This is a genomic window from Ruegeria sp. CDSB114, from assembly GCF_059611025.1.
Genome location: NZ_JBXWOT010000001.1, coordinates 1,464,620 through 1,484,786 on the forward strand (window position 1 = coordinate 1,464,620; position 20,167 = coordinate 1,484,786).

Annotated in this window: 24 protein-coding genes; 13 read left to right on the forward strand and 11 right to left on the reverse strand. The window is 58.3% G+C overall.

Annotated features, from left to right (window positions below):
* Positions 1–99: 99 nt before the first annotated feature.
* The 4 genes from AC2FIP_RS07275 (at position 100) to AC2FIP_RS07290 (ending at position 2,708) form a co-directional block, all read left to right on the forward strand.
* Positions 100–324 (forward strand): YdcH family protein, encoded by a 225-nt coding sequence (locus AC2FIP_RS07275; protein ID WP_037308505.1) that lies wholly within the window; start codon positions 100–102, stop codon positions 322–324.
* Positions 325–400: 76 nt separating this feature from the next.
* Entirely contained in the window at positions 401–886 is a 486-nt protein-coding gene (purE, locus tag AC2FIP_RS07280; RefSeq protein WP_142636539.1) for a 5-(carboxyamino)imidazole ribonucleotide mutase, read from the forward strand.
* Positions 883–1,638 carry an NAD(P)-binding domain-containing protein gene (locus tag AC2FIP_RS07285; RefSeq protein WP_496677633.1) on the forward strand — a complete coding sequence of 252 codons (756 nt, stop codon included), beginning with the start codon at positions 883–885 and terminating at the stop codon, positions 1,636–1,638. The genes purE and AC2FIP_RS07285 overlap by 4 nt, the downstream gene beginning before the upstream one ends.
* Before the next feature lie 2 nt (positions 1,639–1,640).
* Positions 1,641–2,708, forward strand: coding sequence for a 5-(carboxyamino)imidazole ribonucleotide synthase (locus AC2FIP_RS07290; protein ID WP_496785730.1), 1,068 nt, complete (start codon positions 1,641–1,643; stop codon positions 2,706–2,708).
* Position 2,709: 1 nt separating this feature from the next.
* On the opposite strand, the gene AC2FIP_RS07295 is transcribed toward AC2FIP_RS07290, so the two are convergent.
* The 6 genes from AC2FIP_RS07295 to AC2FIP_RS07320 form a co-directional block, all read right to left on the reverse strand.
* Positions 2,710–3,861 (reverse strand): alpha-D-ribose 1-methylphosphonate 5-triphosphate diphosphatase, encoded by a 1,152-nt coding sequence (locus AC2FIP_RS07295; protein WP_496785732.1) that lies wholly within the window; start codon positions 3,859–3,861, stop codon positions 2,710–2,712.
* A complete protein-coding gene (locus AC2FIP_RS07300) occupies positions 3,858–4,631 on the reverse strand; it encodes an alpha/beta fold hydrolase (RefSeq protein ID WP_142636531.1) in 774 nt (257 codons plus the stop codon). The genes AC2FIP_RS07295 and AC2FIP_RS07300 overlap by 4 nt, the downstream gene beginning before the upstream one ends.
* Positions 4,632–4,669: 38 nt before the next feature.
* On the reverse strand, positions 4,670–5,512 hold the full coding sequence (locus AC2FIP_RS07305; RefSeq protein ID WP_496785734.1) for a DMT family transporter: 843 nt from the start codon (positions 5,510–5,512) through the stop codon (positions 4,670–4,672).
* A gap of 239 nt (positions 5,513–5,751) precedes the next feature.
* Positions 5,752–7,392, reverse strand: a complete 1,641-nt coding sequence (groL, locus tag AC2FIP_RS07310) for a chaperonin GroEL (RefSeq protein ID WP_496693887.1) — start codon at positions 7,390–7,392, stop codon at positions 5,752–5,754.
* 55 nt (positions 7,393–7,447) lie between these two features.
* Positions 7,448–7,735, reverse strand: a complete 288-nt coding sequence (locus AC2FIP_RS07315; RefSeq protein WP_120632017.1) for a co-chaperone GroES — start codon at positions 7,733–7,735, stop codon at positions 7,448–7,450.
* A 151-nt stretch (positions 7,736–7,886) separates the two neighbouring features.
* On the reverse strand, positions 7,887–8,561 hold the full coding sequence (locus AC2FIP_RS07320; protein ID WP_282021525.1) for a DUF2161 domain-containing phosphodiesterase: 675 nt from the start codon (positions 8,559–8,561) through the stop codon (positions 7,887–7,889).
* Between the two features lie 136 nt (positions 8,562–8,697).
* Between AC2FIP_RS07320 and AC2FIP_RS07325 the strand changes: the two genes are divergently transcribed.
* The 7 genes from AC2FIP_RS07325 (at position 8,698) to AC2FIP_RS07355 (ending at position 14,740) form a co-directional block, all read left to right on the forward strand.
* Entirely contained in the window at positions 8,698–9,678 is a 981-nt protein-coding gene (locus AC2FIP_RS07325; protein ID WP_496691018.1) for a TraB/GumN family protein, read from the forward strand.
* 100 nt (positions 9,679–9,778) lie between these two features.
* Complete coding sequence (locus AC2FIP_RS07330) at positions 9,779–10,699, forward strand: manganese-dependent inorganic pyrophosphatase (protein WP_496701896.1); 921 nt, start codon at positions 9,779–9,781, stop codon at positions 10,697–10,699.
* Positions 10,700–10,825: 126 nt separating this feature from the next.
* A complete protein-coding gene (locus AC2FIP_RS07335) occupies positions 10,826–11,701 on the forward strand; it encodes an HAD family hydrolase (RefSeq protein ID WP_496785736.1) in 876 nt (291 codons plus the stop codon).
* 100 nt (positions 11,702–11,801) lie between these two features.
* The gene (locus tag AC2FIP_RS07340) at positions 11,802–12,245 is read left to right on the forward strand and encodes a MaoC family dehydratase (protein WP_074736482.1); all 444 of its coding nucleotides are present in this window, start codon (positions 11,802–11,804) and stop codon (positions 12,243–12,245) included.
* 58 nt (positions 12,246–12,303) lie between these two features.
* Positions 12,304–13,236, forward strand: a complete 933-nt coding sequence (locus tag AC2FIP_RS07345; RefSeq protein ID WP_496785738.1) for a bifunctional riboflavin kinase/FAD synthetase — start codon at positions 12,304–12,306, stop codon at positions 13,234–13,236.
* Complete coding sequence (locus AC2FIP_RS07350; protein ID WP_496785740.1) at positions 13,233–13,706, forward strand: YcgN family cysteine cluster protein; 474 nt, start codon at positions 13,233–13,235, stop codon at positions 13,704–13,706. The genes AC2FIP_RS07345 and AC2FIP_RS07350 overlap by 4 nt, the downstream gene beginning before the upstream one ends.
* A complete protein-coding gene (locus tag AC2FIP_RS07355; protein ID WP_496750302.1) occupies positions 13,706–14,740 on the forward strand; it encodes a threonine aldolase family protein in 1,035 nt (344 codons plus the stop codon). Before AC2FIP_RS07350 ends, AC2FIP_RS07355 begins: the two co-directional genes overlap by 1 nt.
* Here the strand turns inward: AC2FIP_RS07355 and AC2FIP_RS07360 are convergent.
* Both AC2FIP_RS07360 and AC2FIP_RS07365 read right to left on the reverse strand, forming a co-directional pair.
* Entirely contained in the window at positions 14,724–15,569 is an 846-nt protein-coding gene (locus AC2FIP_RS07360; RefSeq protein WP_496785742.1) for an alpha/beta fold hydrolase, read from the reverse strand. The two genes, AC2FIP_RS07355 and AC2FIP_RS07360, sit on opposite strands and share 17 nt — an antisense overlap.
* A gap of 9 nt (positions 15,570–15,578) precedes the next feature.
* Positions 15,579–16,181 carry a 2-hydroxychromene-2-carboxylate isomerase gene (locus AC2FIP_RS07365; protein ID WP_496785744.1) on the reverse strand — a complete coding sequence of 201 codons (603 nt, stop codon included), beginning with the start codon at positions 16,179–16,181 and terminating at the stop codon, positions 15,579–15,581.
* Positions 16,182–16,289: 108 nt separating this feature from the next.
* Here AC2FIP_RS07365 and AC2FIP_RS07370 point away from each other — a divergent pair, with 108 nt between their 5' ends.
* Positions 16,290–17,309, forward strand: coding sequence for a ribose-phosphate pyrophosphokinase (locus tag AC2FIP_RS07370; RefSeq protein WP_142636504.1), 1,020 nt, complete (start codon positions 16,290–16,292; stop codon positions 17,307–17,309).
* A gap of 60 nt (positions 17,310–17,369) precedes the next feature.
* The gene (gene rpiB, locus AC2FIP_RS07375; RefSeq protein ID WP_142636502.1) at positions 17,370–17,822 is read left to right on the forward strand and encodes a ribose 5-phosphate isomerase B; all 453 of its coding nucleotides are present in this window, start codon (positions 17,370–17,372) and stop codon (positions 17,820–17,822) included.
* Positions 17,823–17,836: 14 nt separating this feature from the next.
* Here rpiB and AC2FIP_RS07380 read toward each other — a convergent pair whose 3' ends face one another.
* The 3 genes from AC2FIP_RS07380 to atpD all read right to left on the reverse strand — a co-directional run bounded on the left by AC2FIP_RS07380 (position 17,837) and on the right by atpD (position 20,151).
* Positions 17,837–18,187: an H-type lectin domain-containing protein gene (locus AC2FIP_RS07380; protein ID WP_281994982.1), complete on the reverse strand. Its 351-nt coding sequence runs from the start codon at positions 18,185–18,187 to the stop codon at positions 17,837–17,839.
* A gap of 116 nt (positions 18,188–18,303) precedes the next feature.
* On the reverse strand, positions 18,304–18,714 hold the full coding sequence (locus AC2FIP_RS07385) for a F0F1 ATP synthase subunit epsilon (protein WP_142636498.1): 411 nt from the start codon (positions 18,712–18,714) through the stop codon (positions 18,304–18,306).
* A gap of 12 nt (positions 18,715–18,726) precedes the next feature.
* Positions 18,727–20,151 carry a F0F1 ATP synthase subunit beta gene (gene atpD / locus AC2FIP_RS07390; protein ID WP_282021532.1) on the reverse strand — a complete coding sequence of 475 codons (1,425 nt, stop codon included), beginning with the start codon at positions 20,149–20,151 and terminating at the stop codon, positions 18,727–18,729.
* Positions 20,152–20,167 lie beyond the last annotated feature (16 nt).

Consider the following 20,167-nt stretch of genomic DNA (forward strand, 5'->3'; position numbering starts at 1 on the left):
TAGAATATGGGAATATACAGCGATGTCCACAAGGTCTGGCCGGATCAAGCCTGACACACTATCTTGTGTGACAAGCACCACAACAACTCTGAGTCGCCAATGAACGCGCCCACCGATCTTTCGATGAAAACTGATGAGGTTCTGCGGGTAGAGCTGGAAGTTTTCCGCCGTCAACACCGTGATCTTGACGAAGCAATCGAGGCGCTTCAGGCCACTGGCACCTCGGATCAACTGACGATCAAACGGTTGAAAAAGCAGAAACTGCGCCTGAAAGACATCATTCGCCTGATCGAAGACCGCCTGACCCCGGATATCATCGCCTGAGACATCTGAACCGCATTGCCACAAAGGTGGATTTGGCTATAGTTCGCGCTCTTTCGGAAGGCAGGGACGCAAGCGGATGAGCGACGTTAAAGTGGGGATCATCATGGGAAGCCAGTCAGACTGGTCCACGATGAAAGAGGCCGCAGACATTCTGGATGAGCTGGGCGTGGCCTATGAAAAACGCATCGTTTCAGCGCACCGCACCCCAGATCGCTTGTGGGACTATGGCAAGACTGCTGTCTCGCGCGGATTGCAGGTGATCATTGCAGGGGCCGGCGGGGCTGCGCATTTACCGGGCATGATGGCCTCGAAAACACGCGTTCCTGTGATCGGCGTTCCGGTGCAGACGCGGGCACTGTCTGGCGTCGATTCGCTCTATTCCATTGTTCAAATGCCCAAAGGGTTCCCGGTTGCGACTATGGCGATCGGGTCGGCAGGTGGCGCCAATGCGGGGCTGATGGCCGCTGGCATTCTGGCGCTGCAGGATAACGCTCTGGCCGGCCGGCTGGATGCCTGGCGCGACGCGCTATCGGCCTCAATCCCCGAAGAACCCGAGGGATGAGCCGGATCGGATTCATCGGTACGGGCCATATTGCGGCCCCGATGGTGCGTTTTTTGGCCCGTAAAGGGCACGAGATCTCCGTGACAGAACGCAATGACCAGGTTTCAACCGCGCTAAAGGCTGAACTGGGTGTGTCTGTCACGACGCCACAGGCCGTGATTGATGCATCCGAGATCGTGTTCCTGTGCCTGCGCCCACATATCGCTGCGGACGTTCTGGCCGCCTTAACGTTTCGATCCGACCATCAGATCGTCTCGGTCATGGCAGCAGTTTCGAAAGATGAACTAACCGAGCTCTGCTCTCCGGCGCCGGCAATCGTGCAAACCATTCCGCTGGGATTTTTGGAAGCCGGTGGCTGCCCGCTGGTCGCTTTCGGCAACGATCAACTGCTGGCCGATTTGTTCGCACCGGAAAACCCGGTGATCAAGGTCGCAGATGAGGCGGCACTGAACGCCCATTTCGCCATTTGCGCCATGGTCCCCGGCCTTCTGGACCTGATGGCGACCGGAGCAACTTGGCTGGGAGACACAACCGGAGACGCAGCCGGGGCCGAATTCTACACCACCCAGTTGGTATCGGGCTTTCTGCACGCGATGGATAAGAAGGCCGCAGGCCGCCTAGAGGCCGAACGCGATGCGCTGGCCACTGACGGCACGCTGAGCCTGCAAATGACACAGACCCTGCAAGATCAGGGCGCGCACAAGGTATTGCATGCAGCACTTGGCGCTATTGGCAAACGTTTGGAGAGTTGAGAATGGTGGAAATGCTCGCCCCCGGCGCGACAATCGGGATTTTGGGCGGCGGTCAACTGGGCCGTATGCTGTCCGTTGCTGCAGCCCGGCTGGGTTTTGTGTCGCATATTTATGAACCCGGTGCGACCCCTCCTGCGGGTCATGTGGCGGATCGGGTGACCACCGCCTCTTATGAAGATGCCGAGGCCCTCAAGGCCTTTGCCGAAGCAGTCGATGTCATCACCTATGAGTTCGAGAACATCCCCACCGAAGCACTGGACATTCTGGAAGCCCACCGCCCCATCCGCCCGGGGCGCGAGGCGCTGCGGGTCAGTCAGGATCGACTGAACGAAAAGGCTTTCTTGCAAGGGCTGGGCCTAAATACAGCGCCCTTCGCCGATATCACGGATCTGGACAGCTTGAAGGCTGCGATTGACCAGATCGGCACCCCTGCCATCCTGAAGACCCGCCGATTTGGCTATGACGGTAAGGGACAGGCCCGGCTACGCAGCCCCGATGACGCTGAAACTGCTCTGGCTGATATGGCGGGCGCGCCTGCGATCCTGGAAGGCTTTGTCGATTTCAGCCATGAGGTATCAATCATCGCCGCGCGCGGATTGGATGGTCAGGTCGCCTGTTTCGACCCCGGTGAGAACGTGCATCGCGATGGCATTTTGCACACCACCTCCGTCCCTGCCCGCCTGCCCGCAGCAAAGCGCACAGATGCGATCCTGTTGGCGGCAAATATCCTGAACGCCTTGGACTATGTCGGCGTCATGGGGGTCGAGTTGTTCGTGACCCCGCAGGGTCTGATCGTGAACGAGATCGCACCGCGCGTGCATAACTCGGGCCATTGGACACAGAATGGCTGCGCGGTGGATCAATTCGAGCAACATATCCGTGCCGTGGCAGGCTGGCCTCTGGGCGACGGGCAGCGTCATTCAGACGTGGTGATGGAGAACCTGATCGGCGACGATATGGACCGCGTACCTGAACTCGCGACCGAACGTGATGTTGCGCTGCATCTTTATGGCAAGGCCGAGGTGAAGGCAGGCCGCAAGATGGGTCATTTTAACCGCATCACGCGGTAAATCAGCCGACAAACCGCGCGGCGATATCCCCGGCCATATAGCTGACGCGCCCGGCAGCCAGCGTTGCCGCGACACGGTTTGTATCTGCCTCCAGAATGACCAGATCGGCACGTTGCCCGGGGGTGAGCGTGCCGCGATCTTGCAACCCAAGTACGCGGGCTGGCCCTGATGACACCAGCGCCCATGCGCCCGCCATGTCCAGAAGGCCGGATTTGGCCAGCATCAAGGCTGCCCGGCGCGGGCTGGGATAGTGATAATCCGAGGCCAGCGCATCGCACAGCCCCATCGCAATCAGGTCCAGCGCGCTAACATTCCCTTTATGCGACCCGCCGCGCACCACATTGGGCGACCCCAGGATGATGTGATCCCCGGCGGTGCGGGCGGCCTCGGCGGCTTCCAGCGTTTCGGGGAACTCTGAAATCCGCGCGCCCCGCGCGCGCCAATCGGCGCGAGTTTGGGCTGTGGCGTCATCGTGGCTGCCCATCCGGACGCCCTGCTTTGTCAAAGCAGTACAGAGTACATCCAGTGCGGTAGACACCTCATCCCGGCGAGCATGCATCGACAGCAGCATTTCGAAATGCGCCTCGGGATTGCGACCGGCCTTGAGCGCCTGTCCGGTCAGACGCGGGGGCTTACGCCCCTCAGCCAGACGGTCATGCGGCAGGTGGTCGTTGAACACGACATAGGGCACCTGCCAAGCCGCAATCTTTTCTGCCAGTCCGGCGTAATCGTCCAGCATATGCGTTTCGAACCGAAGCTGGGGCATCAGATCGGTGACGGTGTGGTCCTTGACTGCCGCAATGGCATTACACACCTGCCCTGCGAACTCAGGCCCGCGCACCCCGCCTTCCCAACTGTAAAACTGGGCCAGAACGGCTGTGGTGATGCCATTGGCCGCCAGTTCAGCCTCGACCGAGAGGATCCCTTCGTTCATCTGCTTCATGGCACCGCGACGGGGCGCGATGTGCCGTTCAAACCCATCGCCATGCAAGTCGATAATACCGGGCAGAACCAGATATCCTGACAGGTCGATCTGCCGCCCGGCAGGGCCTGTCTGAACCACGCCATCGGCAATGGTCAGATCGACATCCGTCAGCCCCTCGCCGGGCAGAAGAACCTCTGCACCGGTCAGAGTCAGGCTTAATGCGGTCATTGCGTGGACTCCGAGTCAGGTTCCGAGCAATCCTGTCCGATGCAGATCTCGTCAATAGCTTCCATCACCCCGTCAAGCCAGGTGATCTGCGGGTCAAACTGGCCGAATTCAATGAAGTGCAGGGCCTGAGCCATGACCCGCGGATTGTTCATCATGAACGTGTGGGTCACCGGCAGAACCAGGTGATCAGTCATTCCTTCGACCTTGGTGCTTTCAACCGAAACCTTACCGTCATCAGGCCCATCAATCAGTGAAGAAAATACTGGGTTTAAGGAGTTTTCGCCTGCGATAACACCTAGTTCAAAATCCACCGGCGGTAGACGACCCGGGATCCCTTCGGCGCCTGTGCCCAGTTGAAGGCCCGCAGGTCCGTTGAGATAGCCGAACACCTCCCACGCGCTAAGTTCATCGACCAGTTGGCTGCCCTGATTGGGCGGCCCCAGCATGACGACACGACCCAGGTTTTCCGGGCTATGATCCTTGAGCCAATAGCGCAACAAAATGCCGCCCATCGAATGTGCCACCACATTGACAGTGTCATCGCCACAAGACGCAAAGGCATCAGGAATGGTTTGTTCGGCCAGTTCGGGAATACCGATCTCGGTCGAGGGATAGCCCGGGCGCACAACCGAATAGTCATGTGACTTGAACAGCTGCTCCATCACGGTGAAAGAGGCCTCGGTCCGCGCAAGACCATGCAACAAGACCACGCATTTCGCGCTGGCCGCGGCGGGGAGCAGAAAGATAAGCAGGGCGATCAGAATTTTCATAAGCGCCAGATAATGCCTTAGCGCCGCTGATGAAAGCCCTACCCCCGCTGACGTCGCAGCACCGCCAGCGCAATGCCGCCCAACACCAGCGCTGCGCCAATCAAAAGCCGGGCCTCTGCTGTTTCGCTCAGCAAGAGGACACCGCCCAGAATAGCAATCACGGGCACGCTCAACTGCACCACAGCTGCAACGGTCGGTGCCAGTTGGGGCAAAACACGGTACCACAACGCATATCCCAGCCCCGAAGTGACCGCCCCAGATATTGCCGACAGTAGCAAACCGGTGCCCGTCATCTGCCAACCTCCGCCGAGCAGCAGCAAAGCTCCGGCCGTCACCGGAAGGGCAATGACGAAATTCGCCGCCGTACCGGCAAGCGCATTTGGCTCGGACCGTCCCGCCAGAGAATATGCTGCCCAGCCAATCCCGGCAGCGCACATCAGGGCGGCTCCGACCGGGTCCACGCGAACCGTGCCCGACGGCCAAAGCACATAGGCGAGGCCACCCAATGCAATCGCCGCTCCCAGAAGTTGCTGTCGTGTCGATGAATTTCCAGTCACGGCAGTGGCCACGAACATCGTGATTTGCACCACCCCGAAAAGGATCAAGGCGCCCAGCCCAGCATCCAGTGTAAGATAGGCGATCGAGAACCCGATCATGTAAAGCGACAAGGCGCCAGCGCCAATGAACCGGCGAGAGCTGCGCAACGGCAGGCTGCCGCCACGTATCAAAACCAGCACCGCCAGCATCAGCGCCCCTGCCAGAACGCGCATAACCGCAAACCCGGCCGGGTCGCTATCGCCGCCTTCAACGGCCATCCGGTTCAGAATAGAGTTCGCTGCAAAGGCGCACATGGTGAGGGCGGTCAGAAGGAACAGTCGCATATCAACCCGATATCGGTTTCACACCGGTTTGGGTACTCACTTTCCTGAAGGGACCGGTTAGACCGTCGACCTCGGAACAGTTTGAGCCACAGTTTCAGTCAAAAACGGCGTGTCAAAACGAAACGGGGCCGCCCGAAGGCGACCCCGTTCCTTAGCTCTGCAGCTCCCCTCTGGGCGGTTTGGCTATGCTGCCAAGCGCCTGTGGGGCCGTCAGAATTCGCCAAAGCGAATTCGACGTTTTACATCATGCCGCCCATGCCGCCCATGTCGGGCATGCCGCCGCCAGCAGGTGCATCTTTCTGCGGCTTGTCAGCAACCATTGCTTCGGTAGTGATCAGCAAGCCAGCAACCGACGCTGCATCTTCCAATGCGGTACGGACAACTTTGGCCGGGTCAATCACGCCGAATGCGAACATGTCACCATATTCTTCAGTCTGCGCGTTGAAGCCAAATGCCACATCATCGCTTTCGCGAACTTTGCCAGCAACAACCGCACCGTCAACGCCTGCGTTTTCAGCAATCTGACGCAGCGGAGATTCGATGGCTTTACGAACAATGTTGATGCCCGCGTCCTGATCGGCGTTTGCGCCTTGCAGGGTGTCCAGTGCTTTACCGGCCTGAACCAGAGCAACACCACCGCCCACAACAACGCCTTCTTGAACAGCAGCGCGGGTCGCGTTCAGAGCATCGTCCACACGGTCCTTACGCTCTTTCACTTCAACTTCGGTCATGCCGCCGACGCGGATAACAGCAACACCGCCTGCCAGTTTGGCAACGCGTTCTTGCAGCTTTTCACGGTCGTAGTCCGACGAGGTTTCTTCGATCTGGGTGCGGATCTGAGCAACACGTGCTTCGATCTCGGCTTTTTCGCCAGCACCGTCGACGATGGTGGTTTCGTCTTTGGTGATTTCGATTTTCTTGGCAGTGCCCAGCATGTCCATGGTCACGGACTCAAGCTTCATGCCCAGATCTTCGCTGATGACCTGACCGCCGGTCAGGATTGCGATGTCCTGCAGCATGGCCTTACGGCGATCGCCGAAGCCCGGTGCTTTGACAGCAGCAATTTTCAGGCCGCCGCGCAGTTTGTTAACAACCAGAGTTGCCAGCGCTTCGCCTTCAACGTCTTCTGCAATGATCAGCAGCGGCTTTTGCGACTGGATCACCTGCTCGAGCAGCGGAACCATCGGCTGAAGCGAGGACAGTTTCTTTTCGTGCAACAGGATCATGCAGTCTTCGAGGTCTGCAACCATCTTGTCAGCGTTGGTGACAAAATAAGGCGACAGGTAGCCGCGGTCGAACTGCATGCCTTCGACAACATCGGTCTGGGTTTCCAAGCCTTTGTTTTCTTCGACGGTGATAACACCTTCGTTGCCGACCTTCTGCATCGCGTCTGCGATTTGCTGGCCGATCTCGGTTTCACCGTTGGAAGAAATGGTGCCAACCTGAGCAACTTCAGCCGAGTCCTTGACTTCACGCGAGGCGTTCTTGATGCCTTCAACAACCTTGGCAGTTGCCAGATCGATGCCGCGCTTCAGGTCCATCGGGTTCAGGCCCGCTGCAACCTGCTTCAGACCTTCTTTGACGATGGACTGAGCCAGAACGGTTGCGGTGGTGGTGCCGTCGCCGGCTTCGTCATTGGTGCGGCTGGCGACTTCTTTCACCATCTGCGCGCCCATGTTTTCGAACTTGTCTTCCAGTTCGATTTCCTTGGCAACCGAAACACCGTCTTTGGTGATGCGCGGCGCGCCGAAAGATTTGTCCAGAACCACGTTGCGGCCTTTGGGGCCCAGGGTCACTTTGACAGCGTCGGCCAGGATGTTCACACCTGCCAGCATGCGGTTACGGGCATCGGTGTCGAACTTGACGTCCTTAGCAGCCATGTCGTTTCTCCTTGAGAAAATGTATTGGGATGAAGATCAGAGGAAGCGCGTGGGCTTACTCGATGATCCCCATGATGTCGCTTTCTTTCATCATCAGCAGCTCTTCGCCGTTGACTTGGACCTCGGTGCCCGACCATTTGCCGAACAGGATCTTGTCGCCAGCTTTTACAGCCATTGCGATCAGCTCGCCGCTGTCCTTGCGTGCGCCTTCGCCGGTCGCAACAACTTCGCCTTCGCTGGGCTTTTCTTTCGCGCTGTCGGGAATGATCAGACCACCAGCGGTTTTCTCATCGCTTTCGGTACGGCGAACCAACACGCGGTCATGAAGCGGTTTCAATGCCATCTTTGCAGCTCCTTGGGCTCAAAGTTTATTTATCCTCCCCTCACCTTGCGGCGAGGCGTTAGCACTCGACCCTTGCGAGTGATAACGGCGTATAGCTAGGGGGTCGAAATCCCTGAGTCAACAAGCGTGAAGAATTTTTTATCCTTGGGACTCAGTCAGGCTGATCCCAGCTATAGGCCCAGTGCTTCAGACCCTCTTGTCCGGATTCCGACAAGGCGTAGACGCCTTTTTCAATTTTGTCGAACCAGCCATAATGGTTTTCGCGCATCAGCCGGGTCGCAATCGAAACACCGGTTGCCTTAGCAACATCTGCCCCTTTTGTGGCACCACATTCTGCAAGATGCGCCGCACAGCGCAAAGCATCCTGACGATAGGCGGTGACGAGGCCGTGGCGTGTGGCGCCGCCTGCGTTCGGATCACCTTCAAGCCTGTCAAACTCGCGCAGCAGCCGCGCTGTTTTGGCCTTGTCTTTTCGCGGGGCGTAGGGCCCAGGATCACAATGCACCTCGACAACGCCATCCGCCCGAACAGTTATCAGGCCAAGGCCCAACCTTCGACATAGCGCCGTGTTGTCCTTCAACGCCCGCCTGGCCGTGCGTCCGCGGGGCTTGAGAACACAGATATAGACATTTTCAGTAACCTTCAGTCGGGTGATTGCCTGGTGAAACAGCGCCAATGAGAAACGCAACTTCAACTCTACAATCACAGGCTCTTCACCCTCACGAACAGCCATGACATCGACCGCACCGACCTCGCCTTTGACGGTATAGCCCTGACGCTCTAACAGCGCCTTGATTGGGGGGTAGAGATCCTGCTCGCGGTCCATGTGGCTCATGCTATTCGAATTACTGTGGAATGCCAGACACAGATCAGGTCAGTGTCCATCCAGGCAGGTTGAACACCGGCCTTGGCCCCGGCAAGGTCGCACCCCATATAGGGATTGATCCAACCAGGATGGTACGATGCGTTTTTTGATCTTTTTGGCTTGTCTGCTGGTACCTTTCTCGGCCCAAGCGGCCTGCGAGGGGCGCGACCTGAGGTCTGACCTAAGTCCAGAGGCGCAAGCTGATTTGCAGCAGGCTTTGGCCGACTTCCCGTACCCGGAAGGCAATCACTGGATCGCGACAAAAGGCGATACAGTTCTGCATCTGATAGGAACGCTGCACACAAACGACCTGCGTATGGACGCCGTCACAGAAAGGCTGGAACCGACACTCAGCCAGGCGGATGCGTTCTATTTCGAAGTGACCCAGGACGAAATGACTGCATTTGAACAGGAACTGGCCAAAGACCTCAGCCCTGTTCTGATCACCTCAGGTCCCACCCTGATTGAGCTGATGCCGGAAGAGGACTGGGCCGCCCTGTCCAGCGGCCTGGCAGAGCGTGGCATCCCCAGTTGGATGGCTGCAAAAATGCGCCCCTGGTTTCTGAGCATGATGCTGGGTGTCCCCCCATGCATGACCGAGAATCCGGAAGCCAGCTATGGAATGGACGCGCGCCTGACCGACATGGCCGAAGCCCATGACATCCCCCAGTACTCGTTAGAGCAGATTGACGATCTGATGGCGATGTTTGACCAGCACCCGATCGAAAAGCAGGTGCAATCACTGATCCGCATGGCCAGTGCCTTTGAAAGCAGCGAGGATCAGCTGGCGACTATGGTCAATGCCTATCTAGAAGAAAAGCACGCAGAGATCATCCAATTTGCCAGACTACAAGGGCTTGAAACATCCGGTCTGTCACAAGAGGTCTTCGACGAAGAGTGGTCCAGTTTCGAACAGCAACTTCTAGTCGGGCGCAACAACAACTGGATGCAGCACATTTTGGCCATTCAGGACCAAACGGTGGTCATTGCTGTGGGCGCCGGACATTTGGGCGATGACCATGGTCTGTTGAACCAGTTGGAACAGGCTGGATACACGCTGAAACGTGCCGCTTTCTAGGCCCGGCCTTACCCTTCGTCGCAGTTTACGCAGGGGCGGGTGACAAGTGTGCCAGACCACCCTATAAGGCGCCCAAATCTACTCTCCTCAGGACGCTGAAATGACAACCCTCGTATTTGGACATAAATCCCCCGACACTGATTCCACCGGTTCGCCGATCCTGTGGTCGTGGTACATGAACGAAATCAAAGGCGAACAGGCCGAGCCTGTCCTGCTGGGTGAACCCAACACTGAAGCAGCCTTTATGCTGCAGCACTGGGACCTGCCCAAGCCGCGCATCATCACAGACGTAGAGGCTGACGCGCCGGTTGTTATTGTCGACACGAACAACCCCGCCGAGCTGCCCGCCAGTATCAACGGCGCCGATATCCGCGCCATTATCGACCACCACAAACTGGTCGGCGGTCTGGAAACCAAAGGCCCGATCGACATCACCGTGCGGCCGCTGGCCTGCACCGCCACTATCATGGTCGACATGATCGGCGTCGATGCCGCCAAAATGCCCGATGCCATCAAAGGCGCGGCGCTGACCTGCATCCTGTCGGACACGTTGGAATTCCGCTCGCCCACCACAACCGCGCATGACCGCGCTGTGGCCGAAAAACTGGCCGCGGATCTGGGTCTGGACGTCTCGGCCTATGCTGCAGAAATGTTCGCGGCCAAATCAGATGTGTCCTCATTCTCGGACGCCGATCTGATCCGGATGGACAGCAAGGAATACGAAGTCGACGGCACCAAATTCCGCGTTTCGGTTCTGGAAACCACAGCACCGGGTGTCGTGCTGGACCGCAAAGACAGCCTTGCGGCGTCGATGGCCGACGTAGCAAAAGAGGACGGTGTCGATCAGGTATTGCTGTTCGTGGTCGATATTCTGAACGAAGAAGCCACCCTGCTGGTTCCCAACGATCTGGTCAAAGCCGTGGCCGAGAAAAGCTTTGGCGCTTCGGTTGATGGCGACGCGGTCGTTCTGCCCGGGATCATGAGCCGTAAGAAACAGATCATTCCGAACCTCAAGGTCTGATCCCAAAATCACCAAAGGCGCCTTGATCGGGCGCCTTTTTTGCTAGGCATTGCCCTTACCGGCCAAACACCACACGCACTGTCTTAGGCTCAAACGACACTCTTTCCAGATCAATGGGGGCCCATCATGACGCAGATCATCCACGCATTGCCCGAGGTTTCCAGCCGGTATAAAGCCCTATTCGTCGATCTTTGGGGCTGTGTTCACAATGGCATCACCGCTTACCCCGAAGCGGTTGCGGCCCTGCAGGCCTATCGCGCGCAAGGCGGCATTGTTGTCCTGGTGACAAACTCACCCAAGCCGCGTGCTGGCGTCGCTACCCAGCTGGCGCAATTCAATGTCCCAGACGACGCCTATGACACGATTGCAACCAGCGGAGATTCGGCCCGGTCGGCCATGTTCCGTGGCGCAGTGGGCGAAAAGGTCTATTTCATGGGCGAATGGCAGCGGGACGCGGGATTCTTTGAACCGCTGAAGTTGTTGGACCACCCGATTCATATCGAGCGCGTGCCGCTGGCCGAGGCAGAGGGCATTGCTTGTTGCGGCCCCTTCGATCCTATGGCCGATCCGTCTGTGAACCGCGCTGATTTCCTGTACGCCAAACAAAAGGGGCTGAAGCTGCTTTGTGCCAATCCCGATATTGTGGTGGACCGCGGCGAGGTTCGGGAGTGGTGCGCTGGTGCATTAGCCAGGCTTTATACGGAAATGGGTGGCGAAAGCCTATATTTCGGAAAGCCTCATCCGCCGATCTATGATCTTGCCCGCCGCAGGTTGCAGGAACTTGGCCACGACTTCCCCGATGGGGACATTCTTGTCATCGGAGACGGTCCGCACACCGACATTCTGGGGGGAATGGGGGAAGGCATTGATTCTCTTTTCATCTCGGGCGGGCTAGCCGCGGCCGAGACAAAAACCGAGGCACATCCGCATCATGAATCCCTAACTGATTATATTCAAAAGGAAAAGATAAATCCGACCTATACGATCGGCCGCCTTAGGTAGTCAAAAAAGGCTTGATTTTCTGCAGTTGCAAAGTAATAAAGTTTCCCAACGGGGGTAACTTTGATTTTTTTGTTGCCCGATGAATTCGAGTGAGGGCAACATGTTGGATAATCTTCCACGCGGCACGATCTGTATTGAAGACATCGAGATGGGCATGTCCCGTCACCTTCGCAAAGTGGTGACGGACGAGGATATCGAAATGTTTGCTCAGGTGTCGACCGACAGAAACCCCGTACATCTGGACGACGATTACGCCCGCGACACGATCTTCGAGGGGCGCATCGCGCATGGGATGCTGACCGCGGGTCTGATCTCGGCCGTGATCGGCGAGCAGTTGCCGGGCCACGGCACAGTTTACATGGGGCAATCGCTGAAGTTTCTCGCTCCTGTTCGCCCGGGTGACATGGTCTATGCCGAGGTCAAGGTGATCGACATTGATTTTGCCAAGCGTCGGGTCAAGCTCGATTGTCACTGCGCAGTGGATGGCAAGAAGGTGCTGGTCGGCGAAGCCATGGTGCTGGCCCCGTCGCGCAAATTCGACTGAGCGTTTCCGGGGGTCTCAGACCCTTGAACAAGCGCGCCTGTCCCGCTAGGCAGTCGCTATGCGCATCATTCGTGACCTCCAATTCATCGAACCCCAAGATCGCGGCGCCAGCGTGGCGATCGGGAATTTCGACGGCGTTCATATCGGCCACCAATCTGTGATTGAACTGGCCCTCAGCGCCGCGCCGAGTGCACCTTTGGGCGTACTGACATTCGAGCCGCATCCCAGAGAATATTTCGCCCCGGACACCCCGCCCTTTCGCCTGATGCGCGGCAATGCCCGCGCGCACCGGTTAGCAAAACTGGGGGTCGAAAAGCTGTATGAGCTGCCGTTCAACGCCGCATTGGCTGGCCTGACGCCCAGGGAATTCGCCCGCAACGTGATCTGCGACGGGCTCGGCCTGTCGCATGTCGTCGTCGGTGCCGATTTCTGTTTCGGCAAAGGCCGCAGCGGCACCGCTGATGACTTGGTGCTCTTTGGGCAAGAGATGGGGTTCGGTGTCACCATCGCTCCGTTGATGGAGCGGTCCGAAAATGTCGTTTCATCCACTGCGATCCGTACTGCACTGACCGAGGGCCGCCCGCAGGATGCCGCTACCATGCTGGGTCACTGGCACCGGATCGAAGGCGAGGTGATCGGAGGAGAACAACGGGGCCGTGAACTGGGATTTCCCACCGCAAACATGTCCATTGAGGGGCTGCATCCGCCAAGATTCGGCGTCTATGCCGTTCTGGTCGATGTTCTGGATGGACCTAATCTGGGCAGCTATCAGGGCGCAGCCTCGGTTGGGACGCGACCGATGTTCAATGGTGAGGTCCCCAATATCGAAACCTTCCTGTTCGACTTCTCGGGTGACCTTTATGGCGCGACCCTGTCGGTGGGTCTGGTAGAATACCTGCGCCCCGAGATGACCTTTGACGGTCTGGACGGCCTGATCGCGCAGATGGATGCCGATTGCGACAAGGCCCGCGGCCTGCTGGCGGACCGATGACAACGGATCCGATCGACCGCACCGGCCTGCCCCCCAGGTTCTGGGAACGAAAACCGCTAACCCGCATGAACCAAGCCGAATGGGAAGCTTTGTGCGATGGCTGCGGCAAATGTTGTCTGAACAAACTGGAAGATGAAGACACCGGCGAGGTTGCCCTGACCTGCGTCGCCTGCCGTCTGCTGGATGACGAAAGTTGCCGCTGCACCCAATACGATATCCGCCACCAATTTGTGCCGGAATGTATCGTGATGACGCCGGGCAACATCAACGATCACGCCTATTGGCTGCCACAGACCTGTGCCTATCGCCTGTTGTGGGAGGGCAAACCCCTACACGACTGGCACCCCTTGATTTCTGGCACACCGGACAGCGTTCATGCCGCCGGAGTCTCGGTTCAGGGGCGCACGGTATCGGAATTCGAAACTCCGCTGGAGGAGTGGGAAGATCATATCATCGAGGAGCCCAGCTAATGTACTTTGCCTCTGACAATTCGGGGCCGGTTCACCCGGCGGTCATGGAAGCGCTGAATGCTGCCAATCAGGGCTATCAGATGGCCTATGGAACCGACACCCTGATGAATGAGGTCCGGGATCGCATTCGCGGGGTGTTCGAGGCACCTGGCGCCGCCGTGTATCTGGTGGCCACCGGGACGGCCGCGAATTCGCTGGCGCTGGCGACGCTGGCGCAGCCGTGGGAGACGGTGTTCTGCTCACCTGTGGCCCATATCCACGAGGATGAGTGCAACGCGCCCGAGTTTTACAGCGGCGCCAAGCTGACGCTGGTTCCGGGCGCGGACAAGATGGCGCCGGACGCGCTGCGCGGCTCGATTCTGGCCGAAGAAACACGCGGCGTGCATGGACCGCAGCGCGGACCTGTATCCATTACGCAGGTGACCGAACGAGGGTCTGTTTACACCCTGTCAGAATTGCAGGCGCTCTGCGCTGTGGCCAAAGAGTATGGGCTGCCAGTCCATTTGGACGGTGCGCGTTTTTCCAACGCCCTTGTTGCGTTGAACTGCTCACCCGCCGAGATGACGTGGAAAGCAGGCGTGGATGCGGTCAGTTTTGGCGGGACCAAAAACGGGCTGATGGGCGTCGAAGCCGTTGTCTTCTTTGATGAAAGCAAAGCCTGGGAATTCGAATTGCGCCGCAAGCGCGGGGCGCACCTGTTCTCCAAGCACCGCTATCTGTCCGCCCAAATGGCGGCGTATCTGCAGGATGATCTGTGGCTGACACTGGCCCGTCAGGCCAATAACAACTGCGCCCGTCTGACCGAGGGATTGCAGTCCAAAGGTGCCTCTTTCCTGCACGCGCCGCAGGCGAATATGATTTTTGCCCAGTTTTCACGCGCCCAACACAAGCAACTGCATGCCGCAGGTGCTGTTTACCACCTGTGGGGGGCAGAACTGGACGGGGCAGATGACAGCGAAATTCTAGCCTGTCGGCTGGTTTGTGACTGGTCCATCGAGCCTGCGCAAATTGATCGGTTCATCGCGCTCTTGTAACGACGCGCCCGAAGCTTCTGGCAGTGGCAGGCAGTCTGTTCCAAAAAGCCTCGATCAGAGTGCCGGTCTCTGTCGGGTGGGAGATCGGAGCCATATGCCCTGCCCCTTCGATCACGGCGCTTTCGGCCATTGGAAGACGGGATTTCAATCCAGAGTTTATCGCGACCATCACTGGGTGGGTGAGCGCCCCATGCAGCAGCAATACCGGCATATTGGCGTGTGCGATCCGCTCGGGCCGTAGCAAACCTTTGGAATCCATTATCAGTTCGTTTTCGACCTCGGATACCAGATGAATTCCACGCACCATCCCCGCCCGTGCAGTTTCGGGCATGTCTGACCAACGCGGTCCCCTATCTCCGGCCCACAACCGGTTGAACAGCCTTGCCGCCAGAGGTTCGTCGCCTGATGCAAGCGCGTCCATACAGGGTTGGGCAACATGCGCATATTCCGCCACAAGGTCCGGGGCCTCCTGCTGTGCCACGGCAAAATACACCGGTTCTATCAGGACGACACTGCGAACCAATGTTGGGTGCTCGACCGCCAGCCGCAAGGCTAAGGCCGCGCCAAAGGAATGCCCGATCACGTCCATCGGCTCGGTCAGATGTTCAAGCGTGGCTTCGGTCAGCCGATCATACAGGTCCCCCTGACCATCCCAATCCGGGCTGCGCCCATGGGAGAGCATGTCCGGAGCGACAAAACTTGCCTGCCCTTGCATCGCTGCCACAAGACCAGCCCAGACCCCGGAATGAGCAATGGTACAATGCAGGGCCAGCACAGGGCGATTGCCCTGCCCCAGCCGCGTGACATGCAGGTTCTGCGCAACAGCCATTATAGTGTCCTATCCCCTCAGATCGGCCAGATGCCTGTCCAGGTCGTCCAACCTGTCCTGCCCCCAGAACCGCTGATCGTCTTCTGTAATGTAGAACGGGGCGCCAAATACTCCGCGTTCCACGGCCTCTTCCAGATTGGCGGTATAGGTCTCAGCCCCGAGCAGCAAGCCGCTAACGGCCAGATCCGGGGAAAACCCAGCGTCAGCCAGGCAAGCGCGGATCACGTCGTCCTGCGCGATGTCCTTTTCCTCGGCCCAGCAGGCGCGCACAAAGGAATGCACCAGCTGCCCCACATTCCCCGACCCGTCCTGAATGGCCGCGATAATGGCATAGGAAGACGGCGCCGCATTGGTGGGCCAATGGGCCGGTTGCAGGTTGAACGCCATACCCAGCTTTTTTGACTGTCGCTGCATTTCTTGCGTCCGGTATTCGATGCGCGAGATATGGCGGTCCTTGGGCGGAACACCTCCCGTGCGTCCGAACAGGGCGATGATATCCAGCGGTTTGTAGTTGATCCTGGCGTCATGTTTGGCCGCGATCTCTTCCAGACGCAGTCCGGCCAGGTAGGTGTATGGCGAGAGTGTCGCAAAATAGTAGTCAATTTGGGCCATGTTCACTTTCTCCGCAGCGTTATCTTTGCTGGACGGTAAGGCCATGCTAAGCGGTGTCAACATCACGAATCTGTCACATTTGCCATTGCTGCCCGGGGACCTCAGCCGATGCCGACACTTCACGAACCCAAGTTAATCGCTGGGAACGCTAATCTTCCGCTTGCCGAATCCATTGCACGCCGAATGAGCCTGTATCGCGGCGTCGATCAGGGTCTGGTCGATGCCCGGGTCGAACGGTTCAACGACGGTGAAATCTTTGTCGAAGTGTTCGAGAACGTGCGCGGCGAGGATATGTTCATCGTTCAGCCAACTTCGAACCCGGCGAATGACAATCTGATGGAGCTGCTGATCATCGCTGACGCGCTGCGCCGCTCATCCGCGCAACGGATTACCGCAGTGATCCCCTATTTCGGCTATGCCCGTCAGGACCGCCGCACCAAGGCCCGCACTCCGATCAGTGCCAAGCTGGTGGCGAACATGCTGACCGGCGCCGGGATCGAGCGTATCCTGACCATGGATCTGCATGCAGCGCAGATTCAGGGGTTCTTCGACATGCCCGTCGACAACCTCTACGCCTCGCCAATCTTTGCGCTGGATGTGAAGCACCAGTTCAAGGACAGCCTTGATGAGATCATGGTCGTATCCCCCGATGTGGGCGGCGTGGCCCGCGCGCGCGAGCTGGCCAAACGGATCAACGCCCCGCTGTCGATCGTGGACAAGCGCCGCGAAAAGGCTGGCGAAGTCGCCGAGATGACCGTGATCGGCGATGTCAGAGACAAGATCTGCCTGATCGTGGACGACATGTGCGACACCGCCGGCACCCTGTGCAAAGCGGCGCAGGTGCTGCTGGATAACGGTGCGAAAGAAGTTCATTCCTACATCACACACGGCGTCATGAGCGGCCCTGCGGTCGAACGCGTGACCAATTCGGTGATGAAATCTCTGGTGCTGACCGACACGATCCAGCCGACAGAAGAAATTACCAAGGCCAAGAACATCCGCATCGTGCCCACAGCCCCGATCTTTACGCAGGCGATCCTGAATATCTGGAACGGCACCAGTGTATCGTCACTGTTCGAGGATAAGACCCTGACGCCGATCTACGAGTCGATGTATCATAGGGATTGATCGAACGCGGCGGCCCAAGGGCCGCCTCTTTTCTTTCTGCAATACAGGTCGGAGTTTACCGTGACAGCCTCAAAACGCATTGTTCTATCCAGCGACCACGCAGCTATCGAATTACGCCAGGCGGTTGCCTCTCATATTGCGGCCCAGGGATGGGACGTCGTCGATATCGGCCCCAAGACACCTGAGAGCACCCATTACCCTGTTCATGGCAAAGCCGCCGCCCAAGCAGTGGCTTCCGGGGATTGTCAGCTTGGCATCGTTCTGTGTGGAACGGGTCAAGGTATCATGATGGCGGCCAACAAGGTCCCCGGCATTCGCTGCGGTGTCTGCTCGGATGCCTTTTCCGCACGCATGATCCGCCAGCATAACGACGCCAACATGCTGTCTGTCGGCGCCCGAGTCGTGGGTGAGGGTCAGGCGCTGGATATAGTGGATGCGTTCCTGTCAGCCGAATTCGAAGGCGGACGGCATGCACACCGGGTCGCCATGATAGAGGCATCGGACGAGTCCTAAACCCAAGGCTGGCTTCACAGAATATCCCAGTCATCCTCATGCGGCACCTCGCCGAACGCTGTCCAAGATATTCGGATGCGCGCGATGCGGGTATCCGACCAGGTACGGAACACCGCAGAAAATCCCACGGGCGTGATGTCCTCGGCCTTGACCTCGGCACGCAATGCCGAAGATGTATCAACATCCCACAGTGACACGCTGATCTGTACAACAGGCGCGGAACGGTATGGCTGGCTGAATTCAATGTCCGAGCGTCGTTCGCGCGGCCCCTCGCCTGTCCACATATCACCGCCATCTGCGAAGTCGGAGAACAGCACAACTTCGCCTTGGTCGATACCAATCGGATGGGTACTAAAAGTCTGCATTTTGTCGTCTTTTATAAAGAATTACGGAACCTTAGACCGCCCTTCATCCAAAATCACCACAAAAAAAAACGGCCCCGCACAGGCAGGGCCGTTTCTAAATCTACATGTCCTGAAACTTACAGGCTCATATGTGTCCCAAGAGCTTCCATATCGGCCAGCAGCTTGGCCGCATCGTCGACGACTGATTGATCGTCGCCGCCTTTGGCCGCGTCATGCGACGCACGTGCCTCGGCGATCAGATCGTCCAGATGCGCGCGGGTCACTTCAGAGACCGGAATGGCCTTTTCGGCCAGAACCGACATGCTGTCGCCATTGATCTGGGCAAACCCGCCGGTGACCAGGTATTCGCTGGACCCTTCGGGTGCCTCGACCTTTAGCAGGCCGGGGCGCAACGTGGTGATGGTGGGGGCATGATCGGGCATCGCCGTCATGTCCCCGTCCGCGCCGGGAAGCTGGACCGCAGTCACCGCGAGCGAAGCAAGGCTCCGCTCGGGGCTGACGAGGTCAAAGTGCATCGTGTTTGCCATCAGGTGTGCTCCTTAGGCGGCTTCTGCGGCCATCTTTTCCGCTTTGGCGATCACTTCATCGATGCCGCCAACCATCAGGAAGGCTGCCTCGGGCAGGTGATCGTATTCGCCGGCCACAACGGCCTTGAACGACGCGATGGTGACATCCAGAGGAACCTGAACACCAGGCGAGCCAGTGAAGACTTCGGCCACGTCAAACGGCTGCGACAGGAAGCGTTCAATCTTACGGGCACGGGCCACGGTCAGTTTGTCTTCTTCCGACAGTTCGTCCATGCCGAGGATCGCGATGATGTCCTGCAGCGACTTATAGCGCTGGAGGATCTGCTGAACGTCAGTCGCAACGGTATAATGCTCTTCACCGACGATGGCCGGGTCGAGAAGACGCGAGGTCGAGTCGAGCGGGTCAACGGCAGGGTAGATACCCTTTTCCGAGATCGCACGGTTCAGAACGGTTGTCGCGTCCAGGTGTGCAAACGATGTGGCCGGCGCAGGGTCGGTCAAGTCATCCGCAGGAACATAGACGGCCTGAACCGACGTGATCGAGCCGGACTTGGTCGAGGTGATGCGTTCCTGCATCGCGCCCATGTCGGTCGCCAGTGTCGGCTGATAGCCCACCGCCGAAGGAATACGACCCAGCAGAGCCGAAACCTCGGAACCCGCCTGCGTAAAGCGGAAGATGTTGTCGACAAAGAACAGAACGTCGGCACCGGTTGCATCACGGAACTGTTCCGCCAGGGTCAGACCCGACAGAGCGATCCGCATACGGGCACCCGGAGGCTCGTTCATCTGGCCGTAAACCAGCGCGATTTTCGAGTCTTCCAGCTTGTCGGGAACGATAACGCCGGATTCAATCATCTCGTGATACAGGTCGTTGCCTTCACGGGTCCGCTCACCAACACCGGCGAACACGGACACGCCTGAGTGCACTTTGGCGATGTTGTTGATCAATTCCATGATCAGAACGGTTTTGCCAACACCGGCGCCGCCGAACAGGCCGATCTTACCGCCTTTGGCGTAAGGGGCCAGCAGGTCAACAACCTTGATGCCGGTCACCAGAACTTCGGATTCAGTGGCCTGATCCGCGAAATCCGGCGCGTCCTGGTGGATGGAGCGCGTTTCGGTGGTTTCCACGGGGCCTTTTTCGTCGATGGGCTCGCCCACAACGTTCAGGATACGGCCCAGGGTCGCGTTGCCGACTGGAACCGCAATCGGTGCGCCGGTGTCCGTGACTTCGGCACCACGTACAAGACCTTCTGTCGCGTCCATCGCGATGGTGCGGACTGTGTTTTCGCCCAGGTGCTGAGCCACTTCCAAAACCAGCTTCTTGCCGTTGTTGGTGGTGTCCAGCGCGTTCAAAATTTCAGGCAGTTCATCTTCGAAGTGCACGTCAACAACGGCCCCGATGATCTGTGTGACTTTGCCTTTTGCATTCGCCATGTTTCGTCTCCGGTTT

What these genes read in the sequence shown, in the direction of transcription:
- AC2FIP_RS07275 (WP_037308505.1), top strand. Translation starts at nt 100, where the DNA reads ATGAACGCGCCCACCGATCTTTCGATGAAAACTGATGAGGTTCTGCGG.
- purE (WP_142636539.1), top strand. Translation starts at nt 401, where the DNA reads ATGAGCGACGTTAAAGTGGGGATCATCATGGGAAGCCAGTCAGACTGG.
- AC2FIP_RS07285 (WP_496677633.1), top strand. Translation starts at nt 883, where the DNA reads ATGAGCCGGATCGGATTCATCGGTACGGGCCATATTGCGGCCCCGATG.
- AC2FIP_RS07290 (WP_496785730.1), top strand. Translation starts at nt 1,641, where the DNA reads ATGGTGGAAATGCTCGCCCCCGGCGCGACAATCGGGATTTTGGGCGGC.
- AC2FIP_RS07295 (WP_496785732.1), bottom strand. Translation starts at nt 3,861, where the DNA reads ATGACCGCATTAAGCCTGACTCTGACCGGTGCAGAGGTTCTTCTGCCC.
- AC2FIP_RS07300 (WP_142636531.1), bottom strand. Translation starts at nt 4,631, where the DNA reads ATGAAAATTCTGATCGCCCTGCTTATCTTTCTGCTCCCCGCCGCGGCC.
- AC2FIP_RS07305 (WP_496785734.1), bottom strand. Translation starts at nt 5,512, where the DNA reads ATGCGACTGTTCCTTCTGACCGCCCTCACCATGTGCGCCTTTGCAGCG.
- groL (WP_496693887.1), bottom strand. Translation starts at nt 7,392, where the DNA reads ATGGCTGCTAAGGACGTCAAGTTCGACACCGATGCCCGTAACCGCATG.
- AC2FIP_RS07315 (WP_120632017.1), bottom strand. Translation starts at nt 7,735, where the DNA reads ATGGCATTGAAACCGCTTCATGACCGCGTGTTGGTTCGCCGTACCGAA.
- AC2FIP_RS07320 (WP_282021525.1), bottom strand. Translation starts at nt 8,561, where the DNA reads ATGGACCGCGAGCAGGATCTCTACCCCCCAATCAAGGCGCTGTTAGAG.
- AC2FIP_RS07325 (WP_496691018.1), top strand. Translation starts at nt 8,698, where the DNA reads ATGCGTTTTTTGATCTTTTTGGCTTGTCTGCTGGTACCTTTCTCGGCC.
- AC2FIP_RS07330 (WP_496701896.1), top strand. Translation starts at nt 9,779, where the DNA reads ATGACAACCCTCGTATTTGGACATAAATCCCCCGACACTGATTCCACC.
- AC2FIP_RS07335 (WP_496785736.1), top strand. Translation starts at nt 10,826, where the DNA reads ATGACGCAGATCATCCACGCATTGCCCGAGGTTTCCAGCCGGTATAAA.
- AC2FIP_RS07340 (WP_074736482.1), top strand. Translation starts at nt 11,802, where the DNA reads ATGTTGGATAATCTTCCACGCGGCACGATCTGTATTGAAGACATCGAG.
- AC2FIP_RS07345 (WP_496785738.1), top strand. Translation starts at nt 12,304, where the DNA reads ATGCGCATCATTCGTGACCTCCAATTCATCGAACCCCAAGATCGCGGC.
- AC2FIP_RS07350 (WP_496785740.1), top strand. Translation starts at nt 13,233, where the DNA reads ATGACAACGGATCCGATCGACCGCACCGGCCTGCCCCCCAGGTTCTGG.
- AC2FIP_RS07355 (WP_496750302.1), top strand. Translation starts at nt 13,706, where the DNA reads ATGTACTTTGCCTCTGACAATTCGGGGCCGGTTCACCCGGCGGTCATG.
- AC2FIP_RS07360 (WP_496785742.1), bottom strand. Translation starts at nt 15,569, where the DNA reads ATGGCTGTTGCGCAGAACCTGCATGTCACGCGGCTGGGGCAGGGCAAT.
- AC2FIP_RS07365 (WP_496785744.1), bottom strand. Translation starts at nt 16,181, where the DNA reads ATGGCCCAAATTGACTACTATTTTGCGACACTCTCGCCATACACCTAC.
- AC2FIP_RS07370 (WP_142636504.1), top strand. Translation starts at nt 16,290, where the DNA reads ATGCCGACACTTCACGAACCCAAGTTAATCGCTGGGAACGCTAATCTT.
- AC2FIP_RS07380 (WP_281994982.1), bottom strand. Translation starts at nt 18,187, where the DNA reads ATGCAGACTTTTAGTACCCATCCGATTGGTATCGACCAAGGCGAAGTT.
- AC2FIP_RS07385 (WP_142636498.1), bottom strand. Translation starts at nt 18,714, where the DNA reads ATGGCAAACACGATGCACTTTGACCTCGTCAGCCCCGAGCGGAGCCTT.
- atpD (WP_282021532.1), bottom strand. Translation starts at nt 20,151, where the DNA reads ATGGCGAATGCAAAAGGCAAAGTCACACAGATCATCGGGGCCGTTGTT.